The 23,415-nt window shown below is 61.0% G+C and carries 17 protein-coding genes; 3 read left to right on the top strand and 14 right to left on the bottom strand.

Going from position 1 to position 23,415, the window contains the following annotated elements:
• Positions 1-26: 26 nt before the first annotated feature.
• On the bottom strand, positions 27-1,070 hold the full coding sequence (locus PMW70_RS01880; RefSeq protein WP_271743715.1) for a M42 family metallopeptidase: 1,044 nt from the start codon (positions 1,068-1,070) through the stop codon (positions 27-29).
• A 594-nt stretch (positions 1,071-1,664) separates the two neighbouring features.
• Complete coding sequence (gene fucO, locus PMW70_RS01885; RefSeq protein WP_022094861.1) at positions 1,665-2,831, bottom strand: lactaldehyde reductase; 1,167 nt, start codon at positions 2,829-2,831, stop codon at positions 1,665-1,667.
• Between the two features lie 415 nt (positions 2,832-3,246).
• Here fucO and PMW70_RS01890 point away from each other — a divergent pair, with 415 nt between their 5' ends.
• Positions 3,247-3,783, top strand: a complete 537-nt coding sequence (locus tag PMW70_RS01890) for an LURP-one-related/scramblase family protein (RefSeq protein ID WP_117639794.1) — start codon at positions 3,247-3,249, stop codon at positions 3,781-3,783.
• Between the two features lie 123 nt (positions 3,784-3,906).
• Here PMW70_RS01890 and PMW70_RS01895 read toward each other — a convergent pair whose 3' ends face one another.
• Positions 3,907-4,623: a YoaK family protein gene (locus PMW70_RS01895; protein ID WP_117639796.1), complete on the bottom strand. Its 717-nt coding sequence runs from the start codon at positions 4,621-4,623 to the stop codon at positions 3,907-3,909.
• A 250-nt stretch (positions 4,624-4,873) separates the two neighbouring features.
• On the opposite strand from PMW70_RS01895, the gene PMW70_RS01900 reads away from it, so the two are divergent.
• Entirely contained in the window at positions 4,874-7,006 is a 2,133-nt protein-coding gene (locus PMW70_RS01900; RefSeq protein ID WP_271743716.1) for a YgiQ family radical SAM protein, read from the top strand.
• Here the strand turns inward: PMW70_RS01900 and PMW70_RS01905 are convergent.
• From PMW70_RS01905 to PMW70_RS01955, 11 genes are all read right to left on the bottom strand, one after another.
• Positions 7,003-7,914, bottom strand: coding sequence for a CPBP family intramembrane glutamic endopeptidase (locus PMW70_RS01905; protein ID WP_271743717.1), 912 nt, complete (start codon positions 7,912-7,914; stop codon positions 7,003-7,005). The two genes, PMW70_RS01900 and PMW70_RS01905, sit on opposite strands and share 4 nt — an antisense overlap.
• Positions 7,915-8,002: 88 nt before the next feature.
• Entirely contained in the window at positions 8,003-8,206 is a 204-nt protein-coding gene (locus PMW70_RS01910) for a type II toxin-antitoxin system RelB/DinJ family antitoxin (protein WP_117647680.1), read from the bottom strand.
• 214 nt (positions 8,207-8,420) lie between these two features.
• On the bottom strand, positions 8,421-9,797 hold the full coding sequence (locus PMW70_RS01915; RefSeq protein WP_147325409.1) for an ATP-binding cassette domain-containing protein: 1,377 nt from the start codon (positions 9,795-9,797) through the stop codon (positions 8,421-8,423).
• Between the two features lie 3 nt (positions 9,798-9,800).
• On the bottom strand, positions 9,801-10,859 hold the full coding sequence (locus PMW70_RS01920; RefSeq protein WP_271743718.1) for an ABC transporter substrate-binding protein: 1,059 nt from the start codon (positions 10,857-10,859) through the stop codon (positions 9,801-9,803).
• A gap of 2 nt (positions 10,860-10,861) precedes the next feature.
• Entirely contained in the window at positions 10,862-12,616 is a 1,755-nt protein-coding gene (locus PMW70_RS01925) for an NADH-dependent [FeFe] hydrogenase, group A6 (protein ID WP_271743719.1), read from the bottom strand.
• Positions 12,617-12,666: 50 nt separating this feature from the next.
• A complete protein-coding gene (locus PMW70_RS01930) occupies positions 12,667-14,499 on the bottom strand; it encodes an NAD(P)-binding protein (protein ID WP_271743720.1) in 1,833 nt (610 codons plus the stop codon).
• Between the two features lie 256 nt (positions 14,500-14,755).
• Positions 14,756-16,138: a 6-phospho-alpha-glucosidase gene (locus tag PMW70_RS01935; protein ID WP_271743721.1), complete on the bottom strand. Its 1,383-nt coding sequence runs from the start codon at positions 16,136-16,138 to the stop codon at positions 14,756-14,758.
• Between the two features lie 3 nt (positions 16,139-16,141).
• Positions 16,142-17,758, bottom strand: coding sequence for a PTS transporter subunit EIIC (locus PMW70_RS01940; protein WP_271743722.1), 1,617 nt, complete (start codon positions 17,756-17,758; stop codon positions 16,142-16,144).
• A 99-nt stretch (positions 17,759-17,857) separates the two neighbouring features.
• Positions 17,858-18,712, bottom strand: a complete 855-nt coding sequence (locus tag PMW70_RS01945) for a PRD domain-containing protein (protein WP_271743723.1) — start codon at positions 18,710-18,712, stop codon at positions 17,858-17,860.
• Positions 18,713-18,730: 18 nt separating this feature from the next.
• Positions 18,731-19,243, bottom strand: a complete 513-nt coding sequence (locus PMW70_RS01950) for a PTS sugar transporter subunit IIA (RefSeq protein WP_158549283.1) — start codon at positions 19,241-19,243, stop codon at positions 18,731-18,733.
• Positions 19,244-19,591: 348 nt separating this feature from the next.
• Entirely contained in the window at positions 19,592-21,841 is a 2,250-nt protein-coding gene (locus tag PMW70_RS01955) for a DEAD/DEAH box helicase (RefSeq protein ID WP_271743724.1), read from the bottom strand.
• 580 nt (positions 21,842-22,421) lie between these two features.
• Between PMW70_RS01955 and PMW70_RS01960 the strand changes: the two genes are divergently transcribed.
• Positions 22,422-23,381: an FHA domain-containing protein gene (locus PMW70_RS01960; RefSeq protein WP_271743725.1), complete on the top strand. Its 960-nt coding sequence runs from the start codon at positions 22,422-22,424 to the stop codon at positions 23,379-23,381.
• Positions 23,382-23,415: the final 34 nt, after the last annotated feature.

Genomic DNA, 23,415 nt, shown 5'->3' on the forward strand with positions numbered 1-23,415 from the left:
GGTCAGCCGAGTCGCAAGCTGCTCCCCTAGCGCTGAACGTAGGCGCGAACGAGCTCGTAGGTATTGCGCACACCGTCGATGTGGCTGCGCTCGTAGTTGTGGCTCGCGTACACGCCGGGGCCGATCAGACCATGGCGAATGTCATAGCCGGCCGAGAGCGCGGCCTCGACGTCGGAACCGTAGTGCGGGTACACATCGATGGCGTAATCGAGCTCCAGCTCGCGCGCGATGTTGGACAGCGTGGTTACCAGGTCGTAGTTGTACGGACCGCCCGAATCCTTGGCGCAAATCGAAACCATGCGCTCGGTGCAGCCCAGGTCGTCGCCCACGCAGCCCATGTCCACGCTGATCATCTCGCGCGTGTCGGCCGGCACAAAAGCGCCGCCGTGACCGACCTCCTCGTACACGGTAAAGAGCAGTGACACCCTGCGCGAGAGCGTCACCTCGCCAGCGGCGACGGCACGCGCCAAGCCCAGCAGAATCGACGCGGACAGCTTGTCGTCAAGGAAACGACTCTTGATGTAGCCGCTCTCCGTCACCGTGGTGCGCGGATCCATAGCGATGATGTCACCAGTCTGAATGCCCAGCTCAAGTACGTCGTCCTTGCTGTCGACATTCTCATCGAGCAGGATTTCCATATTCTTCTCGATGGTCTTGACCGGCTCATCGGCCACATGCGCCGAGGGCTCGGTATTGAGAACCACACCCGTGTAGACATTGCCATCGCGCGTGTAAACGGTGCAGTTCTCGCCATCGGCCGTAGACCACTGATGCCCGCCAAGCGTCGTGGGACGCAGGCGACCATTGTCCTTGATGGAGCGCACCATGGCGCCCAGGGTATCGACATGGCTCGCCAATACGAGCGGCTCGCCCTCGCCGCCAAGCTCAACCAACACGTTGCCCTTATTGGAGCGCTCGGGGCCAAAGCCCATATCGCGCAACGTTTCCATTAGATAGTCAGTAGCCGCACGGGTATAGCCCGTAGGTGAAGCAATAGAAGTCAGCGTCTTCAACTGGTCAGTAATATAGGAGAGCGTCTCCTCTAGAGAAGCATCAACATTAGAAGCCATATGCATCCTTCCAAGTAAAACTAAGACCGAGCCCCGATTTTAACCTTTCTGCACGTGCAATACTCTAGAAACCGAGCCGACTCCAGACGTCCCCGCACCGGTTTTGTGCACGCGCTCGGTTTACAGTCCCAATCTTGCATAAATCCTATCGGTATCTGCATAAATATGAGGCATCTATTTGCTTCGTCTCAGGGTACCCCACCTTGGACCGTGCAAAATACGGAGTATTCAGCACCGTGGACCCCGTCAGCCCCATCGCAAACGGCAAAGCGACGCGGTTACAGCAGTGTTGCAGGTCGTCGCAAACCAAAAACGCGGTGGCAGCCCCCTCCGCTCATCGATAGCCCGCCCACAAGGGCTGTCGATGGGCGTCTGCGGGCCATTCACAACGTTATGCATTTTTCAGAGCTTGCTGAATACTCCCAAAAATGCACGCTGAGAAGTGCAACACCTATCCGCAGCGGGCAGCATGCCTTGGTTTTGCCCATCTTGGGGCATCGGCGCGGCACAAAAAGCCCCGCCGCGCGTAGCACGGCGGGGCCAGCAGCAAGTCAAAAGACCATACGCCTACGGGCGAAGGACCACCAAACTGGGCTAGGCAGCCGGGCAGATCTTCTTGAAGAGCTCGATGACGTCGTCGAGCGTCGCCTCGCGCGGGTTGCCCGGGAAGCAGGCGTCAGCCATGGCGTCCTTGGCCAGGACCTCGATCTCGTCGGCCTTCATGGCCTCGCAGACATGCGGAATGTTCACGTCGGCGGAGAGTTGCTTGACGGCGGCGATGGCGGCGTCGGCAGCCTCGTCGGTGCTCATGCCCGTGGTGTCAACACCCATGGCAACGGCAACCTTGGCCAGGCGCTCGGCGCAAACCGGCTTGTTGAACTCCATGGCGATCGGCAGCAGCATGGCGCAAGCGACGCCGTGCGGAGTGTCGTAGTGGGCAGACAGGGTGTGAGCCATGGCATGGTCGATGCCCAGGCCGACGTTGGAGAAGCCCATGCCGGCGACATACTGGCCAAGAGCCATACCCTCGCGGCCGGAGCCGGGCTGACCAGACTTGGCCTCGGCAACGGAGTCGCGCAGGTTCTCGCTGATCAGCTTAATGGCCTCAAAGTGGAACATGTCGGAGAGCTCCCAAGCACCCTTGGTGGTGTAGCCCTCGATGGCGTGGGTCAGAGCATCCATGCCGGTAGAAGCGGTCAGGCCGGCGGGCATGGAAGCCATCATGTCGGGGTCGACGACGGCGACCTCAGGGGCGTCGTTGGTGTCGACGCACACGAACTTGCGGACCTTCTCGGGGTCGGTGATGACGTAGTTGATGGTCACCTCGGCAGCAGTACCGGCGGTCGTCGGCACGGCGATGGTGAACACGGCGTGGTTCTTAGTGGGAGCAACGCCCTCGAGGCTGCGGACATCGGCAAACTCGGGGTTGTTGATGATGATGCCAATGGCCTTAGCGGTGTCCATGGAGGAGCCGCCACCGATGGTCACGATAGCGTCAGCTTCGGCGGCCTTGAAGGCCTCGACGCCGTCCTTGACGTTCTGGATGGTGGGGTTGGGCTTAATCTCGGAGTAGAGGCTCCAAGCGATGCCGGCGGCGTCGAGCTCGTCGGTCACCTTAGCGGTAACGCCAAACTTGACCAGGTCGGGATCGGAGCAGACGAAGATCTTCTTGTAGCCGCGACGCTGGAGCTCGCCGGGGATCTCCTTGATGGCGCCGGAACCATGATAAGAAATGGTATTGAGAACGAAACGATTAGCCATTGATAGCCTCCCATCGTGTGCGGGGCACCCATTACGCCCCGCGCTGCAAGTTCCATCCTAACGCTTTTGAAACAAAAAATGCATGAGAACGTCAAAAGTGTTAAAGCGTTTCAACATAATAACGGAGCCCCAGCCCTTCCCTCCCGACTGCAGCGAAGGCTAGATTATAGGAGCAATTGCCCAAAGAATACGACCAACTCAGTCTATAAATTGTTTCTGTTTTAGCAATATATGTTTGACAATACGTTTATAAAAGGATACTTTATAGTAATTAATATGCATGCAGCAAATAGTGTCATTCATTTTGTTAGAAATTGCCCATGCGGTTATTGCAGCTGCATGTACTGCAACGTACAGCGTAATTCTCCGCACGAAGCAGAAGACGGTTCCAATTCGATCGAGGCGATGACGCGTGATGGCTACTGGTCCTAAATCGAGCAAGACGGCTACAAACGAATATCGAATCTCAATTGAAGGTAACCCTTATCCGCATGCTCTGGCTCTCGTCAACCCAGCGGGAGACAACCTCAACATCAAAAGACATGGGTTCACGGGTCCACTAGGACAGCTATTGAGTCTTAAATACACCGTTTATGACGATGCAAATGAAAAGCTCTTTACTGTCGTCGACGGTGGTTTTAGTAACATGCCCAGGGTTGCGCTCATAATCGAACACAAGGAAGTTGCGGTGTTCGATTATGGCCTAAACAGACTTGAGATGAAGTGCGTAACGAACATACCGAATTACACAATAAAAGGTAACTTCCTATTTGGAGATTACGATATATTCAGTCAACGGGAAGTGAAGCTATCTTCAGTTAACGTCCTTCAATGTGATAAACAATCGTGCTTTAACATACAGGTTTTGGATAAAGCCGAATTAGCCGCCGCAATTGGAATACCCACAGCCATTGCCCTTCTGAGGGCTCGGATTGAAGAGCATCTCGAATAAATTGCAAAAAGCAGTTCGTAACAACATTCAGGAGCTAGATAGTTTTTTTCTGGCTCCTGAAGCTGTACTACATAGAGATGAAAATATATTGCGGCAAAGGGGCTGTCCCTTTGCCGCATTCGGTTACTTTCGACAGCCCTCTTTCCAAGCCTCGGCCGCAACCTTCCAGCGAAAACGCAAGTCGCGCTCGCGGTCGATGAACATGATGGCAAACGCGACAAACAGCAGCACGCTCGCCACGACGATGGCGTGCAGACCCATGCGCTCAATGCACCAATTGCCCAGCACGGCGCCAAACACAAAGGTAAAGATCACACCAAAGTACAGCAGGCCGTTTTCCAAAAAGCCGCGCTTGTGGGTAATGATGTAATCGTCCACGTTTTGCAAGGCATTACGGAGGTTGCCGATACACATGGTCGTGGCGATGCCGTGTCCATGAATCTTGCGGAAGCTCTCGACCTGCATACCGCAGGCAAACGAAGTAAGGCAGTTGGCGAGCAGGTTGTAACCGCCACCGGGGATAAAGCTCACGCCCAGCAAGATGACGGCTTCAAAGAACACCGTCACCTGGCGCCAGTGAATCACACTGCCAAACCGCTCGTGTACCAGGTCGGCAAGCATAATGCCCACAGCAAACGAAACCACAGGGAAGAAGTAACGCCCCGCAAGTGCCCAATTGCCCTCCGAGATGCTCACGCCCACCAGCAGGATGTTGCCCGTCTGCGCGTTGGCGAAAACATGGTCGCGCCCAATGTACGAATACACATCCATAAAGCCACCGGCGAGCGCCAAGATGATGCCCAGCTCAATGGACTCCGATATCTGTTTGGCACGCTGCATCGTCGTGCATCCTCCTTGTTGACGACCCTCTCGTGCGTTGGCGGAGACATAGCCGCCGTTCATACTGTAACCCATTGACAACATGGCGTGCGCGCGAGACGGGTTCTCCAACGCGCAGATACACAGTCTGGAAACAAACGGCGGGCGCGGCACCGACACCCGAGACCTCGTGTACTCCACCAGTCTTTTTAGCCCCGTCCTAAAAAGACTGGTTACAATTACGTGCAGCATACAAACACCGGGAGGGATCGTGGCAAAAAAGCCTCAGCACGCTCAGAACAACCAGCGCAGTCAGCAGGGCAAACAGGGCCAGCAGCGAAAGCGCGGCGGTAAGGCACAGGCCACAACCGTCAAGGCGACACCCGTCCGCCCCTGGCGTCCGGGCCGCGACAAGTTCCTCCCCGTCAGCCGCGCCGATATGGACGCGCGCGGCTGGGACCAGTGCGACTTTGTCTACATCTGCGGCGACGCCTACGTGGACCACCCTAGCTTTGGCATGGCCATCATCAGCCGCGTCCTCGACGCGCACGGCTACAAAGTGGGCATTATCTGTCAGCCCAACTGGACCGACCCCGCCAGCATCACGGTGCTTGGCGAGCCACGCCTGGGCTTTCTCGTCAGCGCCGGCAACATGGACTCCATGGTCAACCACTATTCGGTGACCAAGCACCGCCGCCACACCGACGCCTATACCCCTGGTGGCGAGGAGGGTCACCGCCCCAACCGCGCCGTCACGGTCTACGGCAACCTCATCCGCCAAACGTTCAAGGACGCCCCCATTATCATCGGCGGCATCGAGGCGAGCCTGCGTCGTCTGGCCCACTACGACTACTGGCAGGACAAGCTCAAGCGCTCGGTACTGCTCGACTCGGGCGCCGACATCCTCATCTACGGCATGGGCGAGCACGCGATTGTCGAGATCGCCGACGCGCTCGACGCGGGACTGCCCGTCGATCAGATCACCTACATCAACGGCACCGTCTACCGCACCAGCTCGCTCGACGAGGTCTACGACTACGACCTGCTGCCCAGCTGGGACGACCTTGCCGCCGACAAGCTCAACTACGCGCGCAGCTTTAATGTGCAGCAGCAGAACATGGATCCCATCACCGGACACCGCCTGGTAGAGCCCTACCCCAACGGCGTCTATGTGGTGCAGAACCCGCCGTCGGCGACGTTAACGACCGATGAGATGGACGAGGTGGCCGAGCTCCCCTACGCACGCGATTGGCATCCCGACTACGACGCGGCAGGCGGCGTGCCGGCCTTTGCAGAGATCAAGTTTTCCATTAGCTCCAACCGCGGCTGTTTTGGCGAGTGCTCGTTTTGCGCCCTCACCTTCCACCAGGGCCGCGTGTTGCAGATGCGCAGCCACGACTCGATCATACGCGAGGCCGAGCTGCTCACGCGCGATCCCGAGTTTAAGGGCTATATCAACGACGTGGGCGGACCGACGGCAAACTTTAGCCGCCCTGCCTGCGACAAACAGCTCAAGCACGGCGTGTGCAAGAACAAGCGCTGCCTGTGGCCGAGCGTATGCAAGAACATGGTGGTCGATGAGAGCGGCTACACGCAGCTGTTGCGCGACCTGCGCCAGCTGCCGGGCGTCAAAAAGGTCTTCGTCCGCAGCGGCATCCGTTTTGACTACACCATGGCCGACACCTCGGACGAGTTTTTGCGCGAGCTGCTGGAACATCACGTCTCGGGCCAGCTGCGCGTAGCGCCCGAGCACGTGAGCGACGCGGTGCTCTCCGTGATGGGCAAGCCGAGCCGCGCCGTCTACGACGCGTTCTGCCGTAAATTTGAACGCCTGAACCGCGAGTACGGACTCAAGCAGTACGTGGTGCCGTATCTGATCTCGAGCCACCCCGGCTCGACCATGAAGGAAGCTGTGGACCTTGCCGAGGCCGTGCGCGACATGGGCTACATGCCCGAGCAGGTGCAGGACTTTTACCCCACGCCGTCCACCATGTCGACGTGCATGTACTACACCGGCGTGGATCCGCGCACCATGCAGCCGATCTATGTGGCGCGCGACCCGCACGAAAAGGCCATGCAGCGTGCGCTGATTCAGTATCGCAAACCCGAGAACTACAAGCTCGTGCGCGAGGCGCTGGAAAAGGCTGGCCGTCGCGACCTGATCGGCTACACCAAGCATTGCCTGATTCGCCCCGTGCCGCCACGCCCGGGCGAGACATCTGCTGGCGGGGGGCATAGCACCGGCAAGAAGGGCGGCAAGGCCCACGGCGGCGCTGGCGGCGCTGGCAAGGGACCCAAAGGCAGCAAGGGGCACGGCGGCATGTCGCGCGCGCAAAACACTGCCGGGCGCAACCGTGCAGCTCAGGGACGTCAAGGCGCCAACGGAGGCGGACGCCGCAACTAGGGCAGCGGTGCGCTCGCTGCATCCATCCCACACGCGCGGCGCAGCGAGCGCATCGCCTCCACGAGGACGATGCCGGCTATGGTGACCGTGATTACCACGTCGAGCGGTGTGTTCACAAACCACAACAGACCCATCAGGTACGACCCGGCGTTAAAAGCAAAGTGCAGCAGGATCGTGTAGCGGAGCTTTCCGGTGGTCACAAGCACCCAGCCAAAGATGAGGCCGGCGGCACCTGCATAACAGCCCTGCACCCAGTTCATGTGCATAAAACCGAAGATCGCCGCCTGCAGCACGACCGCCGCGGCGATACCCCGCGTGCTCGGGGCCGCCCAGGGCACCATGGCGCCGTCCTGCGCGCTCGCACGACGCCGCCGCTTCCAAAGTGGGCGACATTGGGAGTTAAACGCCCGGAGTGAAAACTCAAAGATGACGCCGCGTACCAGGAGCTCTTCACAAAACGGCGCACCAAGCACCGTGGTCAGGACGGCAAGAAGGTTGGTATCGCCCATGCCTGTTTCCTCGACGAGCTCGCTATAGTCTGCCGCAACCTCGGGCAGCAGCGACAGCACGCCGTCGCATAGGTAGCTAATGACCACCTGCATGGATAGGCCGATCACGACAACGCATGCGATGCGCTTCCATGCAGCATTTGCTCCCCCGCCGAGCGGGCGCTCACCTTGCCGGCGCGCCATGAAGGAGCGGGGCCACAGATAGCGCCACCACAGCAGCGCCATCAAAAACGACGCCGTCTGAGCGGCGGCCTGAAACCATTGAATATCGAGGTTGTCGATCGGGAAACCCGTCAGTGCCGACACGATGTCCAGCGCGGAGAACAAAACGATGCTCAGGGCAATATCGGCAGCGACGACGCCAAAACAAGCAAGCGCCCAAACCAGCGCATTGAGCATGCCAACCTCCTCAAAACCCGGCACTTGGGGACGTTCCTTAACTGCCGGCAGAAAAGGAACGTCCCCAAGTGCCGGCAGTTTGGGACAGTCATTGTTGATGAGAATCGGGCGCAGTGCCAAAAGCCCCGCTCGGCGAGATGTCGAACGGGAAGGTGCCGCAGCGATTGAACGCAGCGATAAACATGCGGATGGCGTTGGACGGCGTGGTGCCCACGAGCTGAGTTGCCGCCGCGAAGGCCGCCTTTTCCTCGGGCAAGACCTTCGCGACAACCGGGGTCATGTGTTCTGCCATGGCGCTTCCTTTTTGAAACGACGGTGGTGCGGATAGATGCGGGCCACGCGGCTGGGCGACGGGCTGTGAAGGCAACCCGATTGGCCCGCATCCTGAGTTTGTTTCTACGGCATTGGTATTACTTGGTATTCCTAAGTATTACCCCGCAGATAGAATACCACACCCGCCCCATGGGGACGGAGAAAAACGGATTATTTTGTTGCTGAGTAAGTATTTAGAGCGTGATGATGTCCGAGATATTGAGGGCCCGAGCGTCAGCGGCATCGTGTGTGGCGAGTAGGAGCGTGCGACCGTCGAGCAGATCGAGCACGACCTCGGCCGTCGCATCGCGCGCGACGACATCCAGGCCGGTAAAGGGCTCGTCCAGAATCACCGCGCCGCCCGGGCACAGCAGTGCTCGGGCAATCTCGACGCGACGACGCTGCCCACCCGAGAGCTCGGCCACGCGAGCATGCAAATCGACCCCCGGCACCAACAGGCGCAGCAGGGCCGCGGCACCCGAGGCGTCCACGCGCGCGTCGGCGCACACCAGCACGTTTTCCAAAGCCGAAACGTCCTCAACCAAGCGCACGTCCTGAAACACCATGGAGCACGGCGCGCACTCCCCCGCAGCCAGCGCAAGCAACGTCGACTTGCCCACACCCGAGGCGCCCATCACGCAGGCGCGCCCACCGGCGGGCACACGGAGTGTCAGTCCGTCGAGCGCCGGAGCCCAGGGCGCCCGCTCGCCCACGGCGAGCGCAAGCTCCGCCGCAGCGCCGCCCCCGGCAGCCCCCGCACGCCCGCGAGCGCCGCGCCCATGCGCCCGCACGGCCACGCGCCACGCCACGGGTCCCGAAACCCGCAGCAGCCACACCAGCACGCGCTCACACGCCCACGAGGCGGCAACGACCAGCACGGTCCACGCCAGCAGATCAGCTGTCTCGATCAAAAGCTTCGCCTGATAGATGCGCTCACCCACGGTGCCCACCGCCATGCCGATGAGCTCGGCTGCCACGCCGGCCTTCCAGCTCATGCCAATCACGGCACGCGCACACGAAAGCACAAACGGCAGGACTTCGCGCCAGGTATGGGCGCAAAACAGTCGCCAGCCGCGCACGCCATGCAGACGGAACATCTGCTCCAGCGGTTTATTCACCTGTGCCAAGCCCTCGGCCAGCGAAAAATACACGCCCGGCAGCGCCATCAAAAAGACTGCCGCGATGCTCACGCGCGCCGACCCCAGCCAGATTAGCAACAGGACCACCACGCAGGCGACCGGTGTCGCCTTTACAAACGACAGCGCCGGAGCCACCAGGTGCGCAAACGCCCGCGAACGTGACGAAATCCCGGCAAGCACACCACCACACACCGCGGCAAGCGCCAGCCCGCCCAGTATCCGCGCGCCCGAGCCCGCCAAAATCGCCCAGGTACCGCCATCGCACACCAGGCGCAGAAGCGCCAAGGCAACAGCACCCGGCCCCGGCAAGATCAGCGGCTGCGCCACCAGCGACGCCGCAAAGATCCACACGGCAAGCCAAAAGGCGGCGACGGCACCCACTGCCGCCACCGCCTTCGCACGCTCAGTCATGTGTCGAGCAAACGCACGCACGGGCTACTCCATGTAGTAAAAATCGTCAGCCGGGAGCTTACCGCCCACGGCACTCGCGTCCGCATCGGCCAGCACCTGCAGGTACCCACCGAGCGCCGCCTTCATATCTTTCCCCGTCTGGCACACGAGCATGCACCCGGGAATCGCCTTTTCGGCAATCGTGGCGTTATCGACGATACCCGCATCGACCACCGCCTGAGCCCAGTCCGCCGGTGCCGCGTTTACGGCCTCAACGCTCGCCGCATGGCAGCTTAAGAACTCCGCCACAGCCTCGGGATGCTCCTCGGCAAAGGCACGGCGCACCACGGTCACGCCCGTCAGCAAACGGGAGCCCGTGTTATCCGCGAGCTCGTCCCACACATCGGTCAGGCTCACCGGTGCCGACAGCTTGCCCTCGCTCTTGGCGATGGCAGCGGTCTTGAATGGCTCCGGCAGCACGCCCACGGCGGACGGGTCGGCAAGCAGGGCCGACAGCACCTCGGTGGGTTCGCTCTTAAACTCAAGCGCCACCTGGCCAGTCAGACCTGCGCGCTCCAGCAGGTAGTTCATGACGTACTCCGGCGTGGTGCCCTTACCCGTCATATAGACGGTGCGGCCCGCCAGGTCGCCAAACGAGATCACGCCCGCGTCGCCCGTCACCACGCTCAGCACGCCCAGCGTGTTGATGTCGATGACCTGCACCGCGCCCTCGGTCTTGTTGTAGAGCACGCTCGCCACATTGGCGGGCACCAGGGCAATGTCGATATCGCCCTGAATGACCTTGGGCACAATCTCGTCGGCGGCAGTGTTGATCGCAAAGTCGAACTCATTGTCCGTCTCGCCATCGGCCGCCTGGTCCATAAACTGCACCAGCCCAATCGACGTCGGGCCCTTGAGCGACGCGACGTGCACCTCAACCGGCTCGGCAGCGGCACCGTCGGCGGCCTTCCCGGCAGCCGAACCCGCTGCAGACCCCGCCCCCACAGCTCCGCCGCCGCAGCCAGCCAGCGCGAGCGACAACGCGCCCGCGGCAAGCGCCGAGGCAAATCCTCGGCGCGTCATCTCAACATCAAACGTGCGCATCGCTAGCACGCCCCCTCGTTGGGCATCGTCCATGCGTGATGGTCGGTATGCAGCAGCTCCTCGGCCAGCGGCGAGAGCGGCTCGCCCAAAAACTCGCGGTAGCATGCCTGGACATCGGGGTTCTCGTGCGAGAAGCGAATGTCCGCCTTCGCATCCAGGCCCCACAGCACCTGGCCGCGCTCAGCTGCCAGCTCGCAGCCGTCGTGAATGGGCTGACCGCCGCCACCGACGCAGCCGCCCGGGCACGCCATGACCTCAACGAAGTCATAGCTCACGCGACCGTCGCGAATCGCGTCGAGCAGACGGGCGGCGTTGCCCAGCCCGTGCGCCACGGCGACGCGCACCTTGGTGCCATCGATATCGGCCACGGCTTCCTTCCAGCCGTCCAGGCCGCGCACGTCGGTAAAGAAGTCGGCGTCGGGGTTCTTGCCCGTCACCAGGTAATAGGCCGAGCGCACGGCGGCCTCCATCACGCCGCCCGTGGCGCCAAAGATCACGCCCGCGCCCGTGCCAAAGCCCAGCGGCGTATCGAGCGGCTCCTCAACCAGCGTGTCCACGCTCACGTGGCTCGCGCGGATCATGCGCACCATCTCGCGCACCGTCAGCGCAACGTCCACGTCGGGCGCGCCGCCCTCGCCCATCATGCTCGGCAGCGCACACTCGGCCTTCTTGGCCGTGCACGGCATAACGGACACCACGAACAGACGCTCGGGCTCCACGCCCAGCACCTTGGCGTAGTAGGTCTTGGCGATGGCGCCGAACATCTGCTGCGGCGACTTGGACGTGGACAGGCTGTCGACAAACTCCGGATAACGCGCCTTCACAAAGCGAACCCAACCCGGGCAGCAGCTCGTAAACATGGGCCAGCCGCGGCTGTCACCTTCGCCCTTGGCGGCGGCGCCCAGGCGCTCGAGCAGTTCGGAGCCCTCCTCCATAATGGTGAGGTCGGCCGAGAAATCGGTGTCGAACACGTACTCAAAGCCAACGCGGCGCAGGGCGCAAGCCAGGCGCTCGACGGTGGCCTCCTCGCGCGGAATGCCGAGCTCCTCGCCCCAGGCGCTACGCACGGCCGGCGCAATCTGCACCAGTACGATCTTGTCGGGATCGGCGATGGCGTCGAACACGGTCTCGGTATCGTCACGCTCGCGCAGGGCGCCCGTCGGGCAATGCGTGATGCACTGACCGCACGCGACGCAATCGGTCTTGCCGATCGGCGCACGCCCGCGGGTGCCCACGGCGGTATGCGTGGCGCGGTTGGTCAGGTCCCAAATCCCTAAGCCCTGCACGCTCTCGCATACCTTGATGCAGCGCATGCATTTAATGCACTTGTCGTTGTCGCGAATGATGGGGAAATCGAAGTCCCAGTCCTCACCCGTCAAGTGCTTTTGATACGGCAGGTAGAAAATACCCAGGTCGTTGGCGATGGTCTGCAAGTTGCAGTTGCCGCTGCGCACGCAGCTCGCACACTGCGCATCGTGCTGCGACAGCAGCAGCTGCACGTTGGTGCGACGGGCCTCGCGGGCCTTGGGGCTGTTGGTGTGGACCACCATGCCGTCGAGCACGTAGTTGTTGCAGGCGGCAACCAGCTGGTCGCAGCCCTCGACCTCGACCACGCACACGCGGCAGCCGCCGATCTCGTTCAGATCGCGCAGATAGCACAGGGTGGGAATCTGGATGCCGACGGACTTAGCCGCGTCCAGGATCGTGGTGTGCTCGGGAACCACAACCTCGCAATTATCGATAGTGAGCTTGACCATGTTATGCGCTCCGTTTTTTGTGTTGTCGCTGACAGTGGTTTTGTTGGGCTCTACCATTCCAGGTTCCTCCCTCCGCGGAACGCGCCAAAGCCAAAGTGGTCGCAACGCAGGCAGCGGCTCGCCTCCTGGCGCGCCTCCTCCTCGGTAAGGCCCTGCTCAACCAGATTCCAATCGTGAATGCGCTCGCCGGCCTCGCGCTCGCCCAGCTCGCAGCGGCCGCACTCGTGCTTGCCCTTAAACTGCACGGTCGGCAGCCCAACGTCGAGCTTGATCTTGTGGTCAAAGCCCAGATAGCGGTCGATATTTGCCGAAGCAACGCGGCCGGCGTTGATGGCACGGATGACAGTGGCGGGGCCGGTCTGGCAGTCGCCGCCGCTAAAGAGGCCATCGAAGTTGGGCACGGCGCCATCCGAATCGGTGACGACGCGACCCCACTTGCAAGCGATGCCCATGTCCTCAAACGGCTTGGAATCGATGTCCTGGCCAATGGCCACAAACACGCGCTCGCAGGGAATGACGCGCTCGGGCGTGGCGGCGGCACGCGGGGCCGGACGTCCACGACGGGGCTCACCGATAATCTGCGGCTGCACGCGCAGGCCGCTCACGCGACCGTCCTCGCCCGTCTCGATAGCGAGCGGCGCCGTCAGCTCCAGAACCTCGCAGCCCTCGGCCTGGGCGCCGGCAATCTCGGCATCCTGAGCCGTCATATCGCAGATGCGACGGCGGTAGACGATGCTCACCTTTTCGGCACCGCAGCGCACGGCGAAGCGCGCCACGTCCATGGCCACATTGCCGCCGCCGATGACGCACACGCGCTGGCCGCTCAGGTCGGGCAGTTCGTCGTCGCCGATGGCGCGCAGCATCTTGACGGCCGACTCCACGCCGAGCGCCTCTTCGCCCGGAAGGCCGAGCTTCTTATCGCTGTGGGCGCCAATGGCCAGGTAGACGGCATCGAACTCGTCGCGCAGGAGGGCAAGCTCCTCGCCGTTGACGGAGTGGTCGAGTTCCACGTCGATGCCGGCGCTCAAGATCCAGTCGATCTCGGCCTGCAGGCGCTCGCGCGGCAGACGGTAGCTGGGGATGCCATAGCGCAGCATGCCGCCCAGGTGGTGGCGCTGCTCAAAGATGGTCACCTTATGGCCCATCACGGCCAGGTAGTAGGCGCAGGAAAGGCCGGCCGGGCCGCCGCCGATCACGGCGACGCGCTTGCCGGTGTTGTCCACTACATGCGGCTTGTGGTCGTTGAGGTCACTGTGCTCGACGGCAAAACGCTTGAGGGCAAGGATGTTCATGGGGTCGTCGACCATGCCACGGCGGCAGTGCATCTCGCAGGGATGCTCGCACACCAGGCCGCAGACGAGCGGCAGCGGATTGTTCTTGCGGATGACCTTGACGGCGTCGGCATAGCGGCCGGCCTCGACCAGCGAAATGTACCCGGGAATGTCGACGTGCGCCGGGCAGCCCGAAACGCACGGGACGCGGGCCTCGCGGTCAAAGCCGCAGGAGCGCTCGCGGATGTGATGCTCAAAATCGTCGCGGAAGCCGCGAATGGCCGTGAGTGCCATGGCGCCAGCTTCGTAGCCGATGGCGCAATCGCTCGAAAGATAGATGGTGCGGGCGGTGCGCTCAATCAAGTTGAGCGTGGACTCATCGGCGCGCCCTTCGAGCACATCGGCGAGCAGGTCGCTCAGCGCGCTCAGGCCCACGCGGCAGGGCGTGCACTTGCCGCAGCTCTGGGTGGAGCACAGATTGACGAGCGCTGCCGTAAACTCAACGGGGCACGGGGCGAGCGAACTCACCGCCAGACGACGTCCGAGCGCATCGTGCAGGTCGTCCATGACGGCCTGAGCGTGGCTGCGTTCCATTACGTGCAGTCGAGCCATAAGATCCCCTCTCACATGGCAGCCCGGAGGCGAGGCCGGGCGAAGTTGCTACACGCACAACACTGACCTAAAAAGTTGTTAGGTCTCCACGCAGTTCGGCAGGCGGTATGAAATGTCACCCTCGGCGGTGAAATAGAACATTACCGCAGATAAATGCCATATTTGGTAAAACGCGTTACCAAATGACAATGCCCCGCCCACGCAATCACGTGGACGGGGCATTGCTCCAGGTATGCGGCCAGCGACCCTGTTGCTTTTACTTAAGCTCGGGCCAGTAACCCTTGTTGGCCTCGATCATGTCGTCGAGAACCTCCTTGGCGACCTTCATCGAAGGCACGGTCTTGTTCAGCGTAAAGGCCTTGAGCGCCTTCTCGTAAGAACCCTCGATCGTAGCCTCGACCACGAGCTTCTCGGAGTTCAGCTGCTGCATCATGAGGCCCTGCTGGAACAGAGGAATGTTGTCGCGGCTGATGACCTCGGGGCCATTCTTGCCAATGTAGGCAGGCAGCTCGACCATAGCGTCGTAGGGCATGTTGGGGATAGCGCCCTTGTTCTCGCAAATGACCAGGAAGCGCTGCTTGGTGTCGTTCTTCAGAGCGATAGCCAAATCGGCAATCCAGTCGCCGTGGCTGCCCGCATAGAACGTGCTCTCGTCGATCTCGCCCGTCTTCTCGTAGTGGTCGATGCCGTCGAAGAGGTTCTTCTCACGCGTCTCCTCAACCTCGTTAGCACGGGTGCGCTCGGGGTTGGAATGCTCGACGAACTCCTTCTGCTGCAGGTAGTAGTTCAGATACGTGTTGGGCAGGTACTCCGGGAAGCACTCCATGATCTCGTACTCGCCCTTCCAGACGTAGTACCAGCTGCCCTTGGTGTGGCGGTTCTGCTCGGGGTGCTCGTCAGTGGCCTCCTCGGGCTTCTTTGCCATGAGCGAGCCCATGCCCTTGAGGTAGGAGTCGGGCAGCAGAATCTCATGCTCCTTGATGTACTCGCGCAGCTGCGGGAGCACCTCCTCGCCCTTGTGGCGGATCGAGGTGAACCAACCAAAGTGGTTGAGGCCAAAGTAATCGTACTCGACATCCTTCTTGTCGATATCGAGTGCGGCGCAAACCACGTCGATGATCGCGATCGGCATGTCGCAGATGTTGATGATGCGAGCGTTGGGACGCAGCACGCGGCAGCCCTCGGACACGATGGCAGCAGGGTTGGAGTAGTTGAGAATCCAGTAGTCCTTCTTGGCGTACTTCTCAACGTCATCGATCATCTCGACCATGGGGAAGATGGTGCGCATGCCGTAGGCAAGGCCGCCGCAGCCGCAGGTCTCCTGACCCACGCAACCGTGGCGCAGCGGAATCTTCTCGTCCTGCTCGCGCATGGCGTAGCCGCCCACGCGCATCTGGGCAAACACGAAGCTCGCGTCGGTAAAAGCCGTCTTTTTGTCGGTGGTCACCGTAAGCTTGATGTCCAGGCCAAGGTCCTCGTGCAAAATCCAGTCCACGAGCACGCCGATCTTGCGCTGACGCTCCTCGTTGATGTCGTACAGACGAATCTCGTCAACGTCGAGCTCGTCCTTGCGCAGGGCGATGGACTTGACGATGCCGGGGGTAAAGGTGGATCCGCCACCACACAGAGTAATGATCATTGTTTACTGCTCCTTCTCAATTGCGTTTTCGACCTTGTCGCGCATCTCGGCGACCTTCATGCCAAAGATGATCTGGATATTGTTGCCGTTGCGGTTGATGCCGCTGTTGGGCACGTGGTTGATGAGGTTCTCATCGATGAGGTCCGGGTTCTTAACGTTCACGCGAAGACGCGTAAAGCAGTTCTCGAGCTCCTCGATGTTGTCCTTGCCGCCAAGACCTGCGACCAGGTCGGCAATACCTGCATCGACGCCCTCTGCGGGAGCTGCGGCAACAGCGCCCTGCTTCACCGCGACAGACGCGGCGGCCTCGCCCTCGGCAACGGACTCGGCGAGCTCGGACTCCTCCTCGCGGCCAGGCGTGTGGAGGTTGAGCTTCTTAATAAGGAAGGTGAAGAGGAAGAAGTACAGAGCGGCGTTGACGACTCCAAGCACCAGCATCATCGGCCAGTTGGTCTTGTCGACACCGAGGACCAGGTTGGAAACCACGATGTTGATGATACCGCCTGCAGTCGAAGCGGGCACGGAGAGGACCTTGAGCAGAACCAGGAAGATGCCGGAAAGAACCGAGTGAACGACAAAGAGCACGGGAGCGGCAAAGACAAAGAGGAAGTCCATGGGCTCGGTGACACAGGAGAGCACGGCGGTGATAATCAGCGGGATGATAACGGCCTTGGTCTTATCCTTGTTCCCCTTGTAAGCGGTGAAGATAAAGGCGAGACCGATACCGATGTAGGGCCACAGGTTGTTGAAGGTGTAGCTGTTGAAATACGTGCTATCGGAGAAGGGCTGGCCCGTCATTGCCATCTCGGCAACACGGATGGGATAGGCGCCGGCGATAACCTGATCACCCAGCGTCAGGGTGCCACCCACATCGGAGAACTGGAACGGGGTGTAGATGAGGTGGTGCAGACCGGTGGGAACGAGCAGCTTGTTGAGCATGCCGTAGATAAACAGACCGATGTTGCCCGACTCCTTAATGATGCCGGCAACGGAGGAGATGGCACCCTGAACCGGAGGCCAAACGATGCAGAAGCCAGCGCCCATAATCCAGGAAATGATGATCATGATCAGGAACGGAAAGCGAACGCCCGAGAACATCGAAAGGGCAATGGGGAACTGCTTGTTCGAGTACTTGTTGAACACAGCACCGGTGATGCAGCCCAGGATGATGCCGCCAAACACGCCGGTATCGAGCACCTGGATGCCCATAACGGTGGCCTGGCCGGTTCCGGTAAGGCCGAGCATGCCGCTCGCTTCGGCAAGAGAGCCGGTGGCGTTGAGCACGATGTTATTGGCCTGCAGGAACAGGAAGAACGACATCAGGGCGATCAGCGAAGCATGGCCCTTGTTCTTCTTTGCCATGGCGCCGGCGATGCCCACGCAGAACAGAATCGAGAGGTTGTTGATGATAAACATCAGCGACTGATAGACAACGGCGCCCACAAGCTGGAACGGACCGGAGCCCAGCACAGGAATCACGGCGCAGATGGTCTTGTTGGTCAGAATAATGCCCACGATGAGCAGAATGCCGGCAACCGAGAGATACATCATCGGCTGAACGATTGACTTCGCGAACACCTCCAACGGCGCTTTGAAATTGAACTTCTTTTTTGCGGTCATAGCGGTACTCCCCTTCCTTTTCCGCAAATTAAGACAGATGTGCCCTGGGCAAGACCGTGAGCCTTGCCTTATATCAATCGATGTGTGGGCACGTTATGCCTAGAGACCAGGTTCTCCAAGCAGGTTAACAATGTGATATGCGAGATAACTCTTCTCGGCATCGGTAACGACAACGTTATAGGTAGACGCTAAGTGGTCGGCAATTGACTCCGCACACGAGAACGCCCTCGGATACGCCGTTTCATCGATACGGAACAGCGCGTCGCCATTGACCTGCCCCGCCGCGGGATCGAGCGCTCGCTGCGCAAAAAACTGCAGATGGCGAACGAAACGCTCGTACGGCAACGAGGTGACGTCAAGGGTCGTGGCATAGTGCTCGGAAACAATCGCGAGCACGTCGCGAACAAGCTGGACCGAAACAATCAGACGGTCAGAGCGCTGCGGCATAGTGGCGTTGACGATATGCAGCGTAATAAAACCCTGCTCTTCTTCGCTCATCTGGATGCCCATATACTCCTTGATAATCTGCAGCGCACGGCCCGCAAGCGCATACTCCTTGCGATAGAACTGCTGGATCTCGAGCAGCAGCGGGTTCTCGCAGGGAACGCCCTTGCGCTCGCGCTCCAAGGCAAGGCTGATATGGTCTGCGAGAGCAATGAGAATCTTATCGTTGATGTCGACATTGAGCTCTCGACGAAGCATCTGAACGATTTCCTCGGAAATCACGAGGTTGACGGTGGGGATGGACTCCAAAAGATGAGCCAAGCGGTCAATCGTACGCGAATCCTGAGAAGTTCCCTCCTGCAACGCGTAGGTCTTTTCGACTGACGCCTCGTCGATGGCATCGCCGGCATGACGGCCAAAGCAGAGGCCTCGACCGATGACGATGAGCTCGGAGCCATCGTCCGAAGTGACCATTGCGACGTTGTTGTTAAAAACTCGCTTGATAACCACGGTACCCACCACAAGAATTTACTCGGAAAGCCAGACGACAGGCTCTTTAACAGCAACAGGGCCGGAAGCATGCTCACGAAGAGTCGAGTTCTCCGAGCGCTCGCACACGATAACGAAGACCGTGGGATCGAAGCCGGCGGCGCGGACCGCGTCGAAATCGACCTCGACGAGGGGCTGGCCCGCGTCGACATGATCGCCCTGGGCAACGAGCGCATGGAAGCCCTTGCCCTCAAGCTTAACAGTATCGATTCCGATATGCAGCATCACCTGAGCAGAGCTGTCGTCGGACATGATGCCCAGCGCGTGCTCAGTCGGAAACAGCGCGGCGACGGTGCCGGAAACAGGAGCGCACACCGTTCCCTCTTGGGGAACCACGGCAACGCCATCGCCCACGGCACGGCTGCTAAAAGCGGGGTCATTGGTATTTTCTAGATGAACAAGCTCGCCGGAAACAGGAGCGAGGATTTCGAACTCGGAAGTTGCAGTCTTCTGCTCATCCGAACCGCCCATCAGGCGAGAAAAGAAACCCATGGTGGCATGTCCCTTCATAAATATAGCCCAACCAAAATCAAGCGAATGCGTCCATAGAGACACATCCGTTCAAAGACTTTGGTTAGGCCCACGTCCGAGGGACTCGGTAACCTTCCGCATTTCTTTTTACGGGAGTTATTGTAGACAAGCCCAAAGCCAGAACAATCATTATGACCGGTGAGCGGTATTTTTTCTTCGATAAACGGTATTTAGGCGGCACTTAGGGGCGTTCCTTTTCTGCCGGCACCCAGGGACACTCCTTGCTCTGGCCCCTTTGCACCAAAAAGGGCCCCGAGCGTAGTTGCTCGGGGCCCTTAGCTTGCCTCACACTAGCGTGCGACGCGTATGTTACTTGCGCTTGCCGCCGCCGTCACCGGGGCGACGGGAGCTGCTACCGCGCTTGCCACCACGACTATTGCCATAGCTGCCACGGTTATCGCGACCGCCGGCACGACCGCCACGGGAACCGGCCTGGTTGCCGCCGCGACCACCACGGTAGCCGCCGCGACGCTCTTCGCGGGTATCGTCGTAGTTGCGCCAGTCATCGCGACGATCGCGGCTGGCACGCGGGTCACGACGATCGCGCGACTCGTTAGAACGACCAGCGCCGCCGCGGCCGCCATTGCCGCGAGCACCCTCGCGACGCTCGCCGCCGCGGCTACCGCGCTCTTCAAAGCGCTTGCCGCCACGGGACTCGCCGCCGCGGGTGCTACGCTCACCACGGCCCTCGCCGCCGCGGCGCTCGTCACGGCCACCGCGCTCGTCATCACGACCGGAACGACGGTGGTCGCCCGCACCGCGCTTGCCACCGCGCGAACCGCGGCCCTCGTCCTCGCGCTCGACACGACGACGGCCACCGCGATCCCCATCCTCGCGACGGCGGCGATGCGCCTCGCCCTGGAACTGCTTGGCACGACGCTCGGCACGGTTACCGCGCGGGGCCTGCTCGACGGCAGCGGCACCGCCGCGCTCCTCGGCAGCTACCTCGCGGGCCACGCTCTCAACAGCCTCGTCTACGCGAGCCTGAACGCCCTCGCGCACGCGGGTCTTGCCGCCGCGCTTGGGACGGCTCGGACGCTCGCCGTCGCCGCGGCGCTCGTCGCGACCGCGGTTGGAATGACCGGCAACATCGCCGTAATCGTCGCCGTTGCGCTTGCCGTCGCGACGCGCCTGCTCAAGCTTCTTCTTGCTCTTGGACTTGCCGCGCTTGGTCTTCTTCTTCGCCTTAAAGGCCGCAGGGTCGCGCTCGGGATCAACCGCGGGCGGGTTGGGACCCACGTGCAGGTCGCCGGCCTCGTAGATGTCGGCGGTCTTGTCCATGAGCTTCTCGATCTCGTAGAACTCGTCCACGTCCTGCTCGGTCACAAACGTGATGGCCCAGCCCAGTTCGCCGGCGCGGCCCGTACGGCCAATGCGGTGGATATAGTCAGTCGGCTCGGCCGGCACGTCAAAATTCACAACGTAGCGCACGTCGCTAATGTCGATGCCGCGGGCGAGCACGTCGGTTGCCACCAGCACGTCGACGGTGCCGTCGCGGAAGGCCGAAAGGGCACGCTCGCGCTGGGCCTGGCTGCGGTTGCCGTGAATCGCGGCGGCCTTGATGCCCTTACGCTCCAGACGACGGCAGCAGCTGTCGGCGCGGTGCTTGGTGCGCATAAAGACGATAGTGCGCTCCGGACCCTCCTTCTTGAGGAACTCGGGCAGCAGGTTGTTCTTGGCCTCTATGGACACCGGGAACACAAACTGGTCGACGGTGTCGGCGGTCGACGTGGCGGGCGCGATCTCCACGCGAGCCGGGTCGCTCACCAGGTCGGTGATCTCGCCCACGGCCTCCTCGTCGAGCGTCGCCGAGAACAGCAGCGTCTGGCGCTCGGCCGGCGTCTCGCGCACAATGCGGCGGACGGCGGGCAAAAAGCCCATGTCGAGCATGCGGTCGGCCTCGTCGAGTACCAGCACTTTGACCTCGCCCAGGTGGCAGGCACCCTGCTCGATCAGATCGACCAGACGGCCCGGCGTTGCGACCAGGATGTCGCAACCGTACTTGAGGGCAGCGGTCTGGGGCTTGTAGCTCACGCCGCCCACGACGGTCACGGCAACATGGCCGGTGACGTCGGCGATTTTGCTCGCGACCTCGTCGATCTGCTGGGCAAGCTCGCGCGTAGGGGTGATGACGAGCATCACGGGGCCGCGGCCGTTGCCCTCGGGCTTTTTAGCACCGCGACGACGGTTGCGGCCGCTGCGCTCGCGCACAGGCTTGGGCGGAGCGATGTGCTCCAGGTTGTTCATGGTCGGCAGCAAAAAGGCGGCCGTCTTGCCGGTGCCGGTCTGAGCGGCGGCAAGCAGGTCGCGGCCTTCGAGCACCACGGGGATCGAGCCGGCCTGCACGGGCGTCGGCGCCGTGTAGCCCAGGTTCTCGATAGCACGAAGCATCTCGTCAGAAAGGCCCAGCTCGTCAAAGGCGGGCAGGCTCTTGGTAGCGGACTCGACGGCCTGGGCAGCATTGGCCTCATCGGCGGCATCGAAGGCAGCCTGGGTCATGGCCTCGCGGGTCTCGTCCAGGATCTCGGCGTCGGTGACGTCGGATACAGAATTACGCATATGTTGTTGTTCCTTATCTGCACGCGCAATGGGCACGGCATGCGGCCGCGCGGGCGTGCTTGGTAGTGCGCCAATACATACAAAAACGGGTGCGCACAGAGAGGACGTTGCTCAGCACGCTGGCGATCGCTTTGGCAGCCCTATCGCGCGCCGTCCAGACGCAGCAGCTCTAAGCGATGGAGCAGATTCGCCGCGGGTTAGTATACCCGTACTCCGTATGCCCCCACGTAAACCACAGATGACGGAGCAGGTCTGGGCCAATTGTCTCAATCTGTAACATCAACAGGGCAAATCTTCCTCTACGTGTTACAGATCGAGACAAACGGTCGACACGGTTCACAAACGTCTCAATCTGTAACAGTTACCGAGTAAAATCGGTCCTAATTGTTATAGATCAAGACAGAGGGGGATTTCCGTCCGGTCCAAACCAAATCTCTCAGTCTTCCTGCAATTTCGAACATGTGGCCTATAATGTTGCTTTGGTTACGCTACATATTGCGCAGCCATTTAATACGTCGCCCACCGGGGGCCATTAATTCCTATCGCCTTATTGGCTAGGAAGCAATCAAAGGAGGTATCCGTGGCAGCAGAGACGCCTTGCTCGGTCCTCTATAACGATATTCGCTCGTTCGGCGGTCTTAAACATCTCGAGATCGCCCGAATGCTCATCAATGGAAACTCTTATCTCGGCAGTACCCTGCTCGAGAAATGCTCTTCCAACCGCTCGTATCTCACCCGTTACATCGTCCATCGCGAGCCTGACCAGTGCGCGCCCGCCATCTACAGCGACTTTGCCGTCACCACGCTCAATCTTTCCGCGGCAATCTGCAGCAAGCTCGGCGGCGAGTCCGCCTATCAGGCAATCGCCGAGCACTATCGCGGCCCGGCCGCCAACGAAATGATGTCGGCTCTCGCCAGCTACAAGCTGGACAGCCGCCTATATGCAAATGCCCTCAATCACATCGACAACTTTGACGGCAATGCCGTGCGCGAGAAGAGTACGCTTTACCTTATGCTCTTTGTGGCAACGGGGGCGCTCGCTGACCCCATCCAAGGCGTGGCCACCGTCGAGCGCTTTTGCGACAGCAAGACAGGCGGGCACTTTGGCACCACCGAAACTACCGTCGGACGTGGCTTTATGAGCAGCCTGGAGCAGCCGCGCACTGTCGCCCCCAACCTCGGTCTGCTCAGAACCCATGCCGACAACTGCGCCGACATGCAAATCCATCCCCTCACACGCGATCCGCGCGGCACGGTAATTGGGTCCTTGCCCAAAACCTCGCCCAGCATCACCGATGTAGGCGCTGATGCATCGCGCGAGCATCTCCGCATTTGGCTCGAAGGCGGACACTGGTACGCCCAGGGCCTTGGGTCGACCAACGGCACAGTGCTCGAATCGGGCGCGGGCGACGGCGATATCGTAATCGAGCCGCCGCGCGACCAACGCGAGCCCGGCAAAGTCTATCCCCCGGTGGAAATCGAAAACAGCGACAGGCTCCATCTGGGTCTCTACACGACATTCCTTGTCATTGTGGACTAGCGCGGACGGCGATCGAAAGACGGTCGCCGTCCGT

This window comes from Collinsella aerofaciens, assembly GCF_028209625.1.
Taxonomy (GTDB): domain Bacteria; phylum Actinomycetota; class Coriobacteriia; order Coriobacteriales; family Coriobacteriaceae; genus Collinsella; species Collinsella aerofaciens_AM.

Coding starts and splice junctions, on each gene's coding strand:
- PMW70_RS01880 (WP_271743715.1), bottom strand. CDS start 1,070: ATGGCTTCTAATGTTGATGCTTCTCTAGAGGAGACGCTCTCCTATATT.
- fucO (WP_022094861.1), bottom strand. CDS start 2,831: ATGGCTAATCGTTTCGTTCTCAATACCATTTCTTATCATGGTTCCGGC.
- PMW70_RS01890 (WP_117639794.1), top strand. CDS start 3,247: ATGGCTACTGGTCCTAAATCGAGCAAGACGGCTACAAACGAATATCGA.
- PMW70_RS01895 (WP_117639796.1), bottom strand. CDS start 4,623: ATGCAGCGTGCCAAACAGATATCGGAGTCCATTGAGCTGGGCATCATC.
- PMW70_RS01905 (WP_271743717.1), bottom strand. CDS start 7,914: ATGCTCAATGCGCTGGTTTGGGCGCTTGCTTGTTTTGGCGTCGTCGCT.
- PMW70_RS01910 (WP_117647680.1), bottom strand. CDS start 8,206: ATGGCAGAACACATGACCCCGGTTGTCGCGAAGGTCTTGCCCGAGGAA.
- PMW70_RS01920 (WP_271743718.1), bottom strand. CDS start 10,859: ATGCGCACGTTTGATGTTGAGATGACGCGCCGAGGATTTGCCTCGGCG.
- PMW70_RS01925 (WP_271743719.1), bottom strand. CDS start 12,616: ATGGTCAAGCTCACTATCGATAATTGCGAGGTTGTGGTTCCCGAGCAC.
- PMW70_RS01930 (WP_271743720.1), bottom strand. CDS start 14,499: ATGGCTCGACTGCACGTAATGGAACGCAGCCACGCTCAGGCCGTCATG.
- PMW70_RS01935 (WP_271743721.1), bottom strand. CDS start 16,138: ATGATCATTACTCTGTGTGGTGGCGGATCCACCTTTACCCCCGGCATC.
- PMW70_RS01940 (WP_271743722.1), bottom strand. CDS start 17,758: ATGACCGCAAAAAAGAAGTTCAATTTCAAAGCGCCGTTGGAGGTGTTC.
- PMW70_RS01950 (WP_158549283.1), bottom strand. CDS start 19,243: ATGGGTTTCTTTTCTCGCCTGATGGGCGGTTCGGATGAGCAGAAGACT.
- PMW70_RS01955 (WP_271743724.1), bottom strand. CDS start 21,841: ATGCGTAATTCTGTATCCGACGTCACCGACGCCGAGATCCTGGACGAG.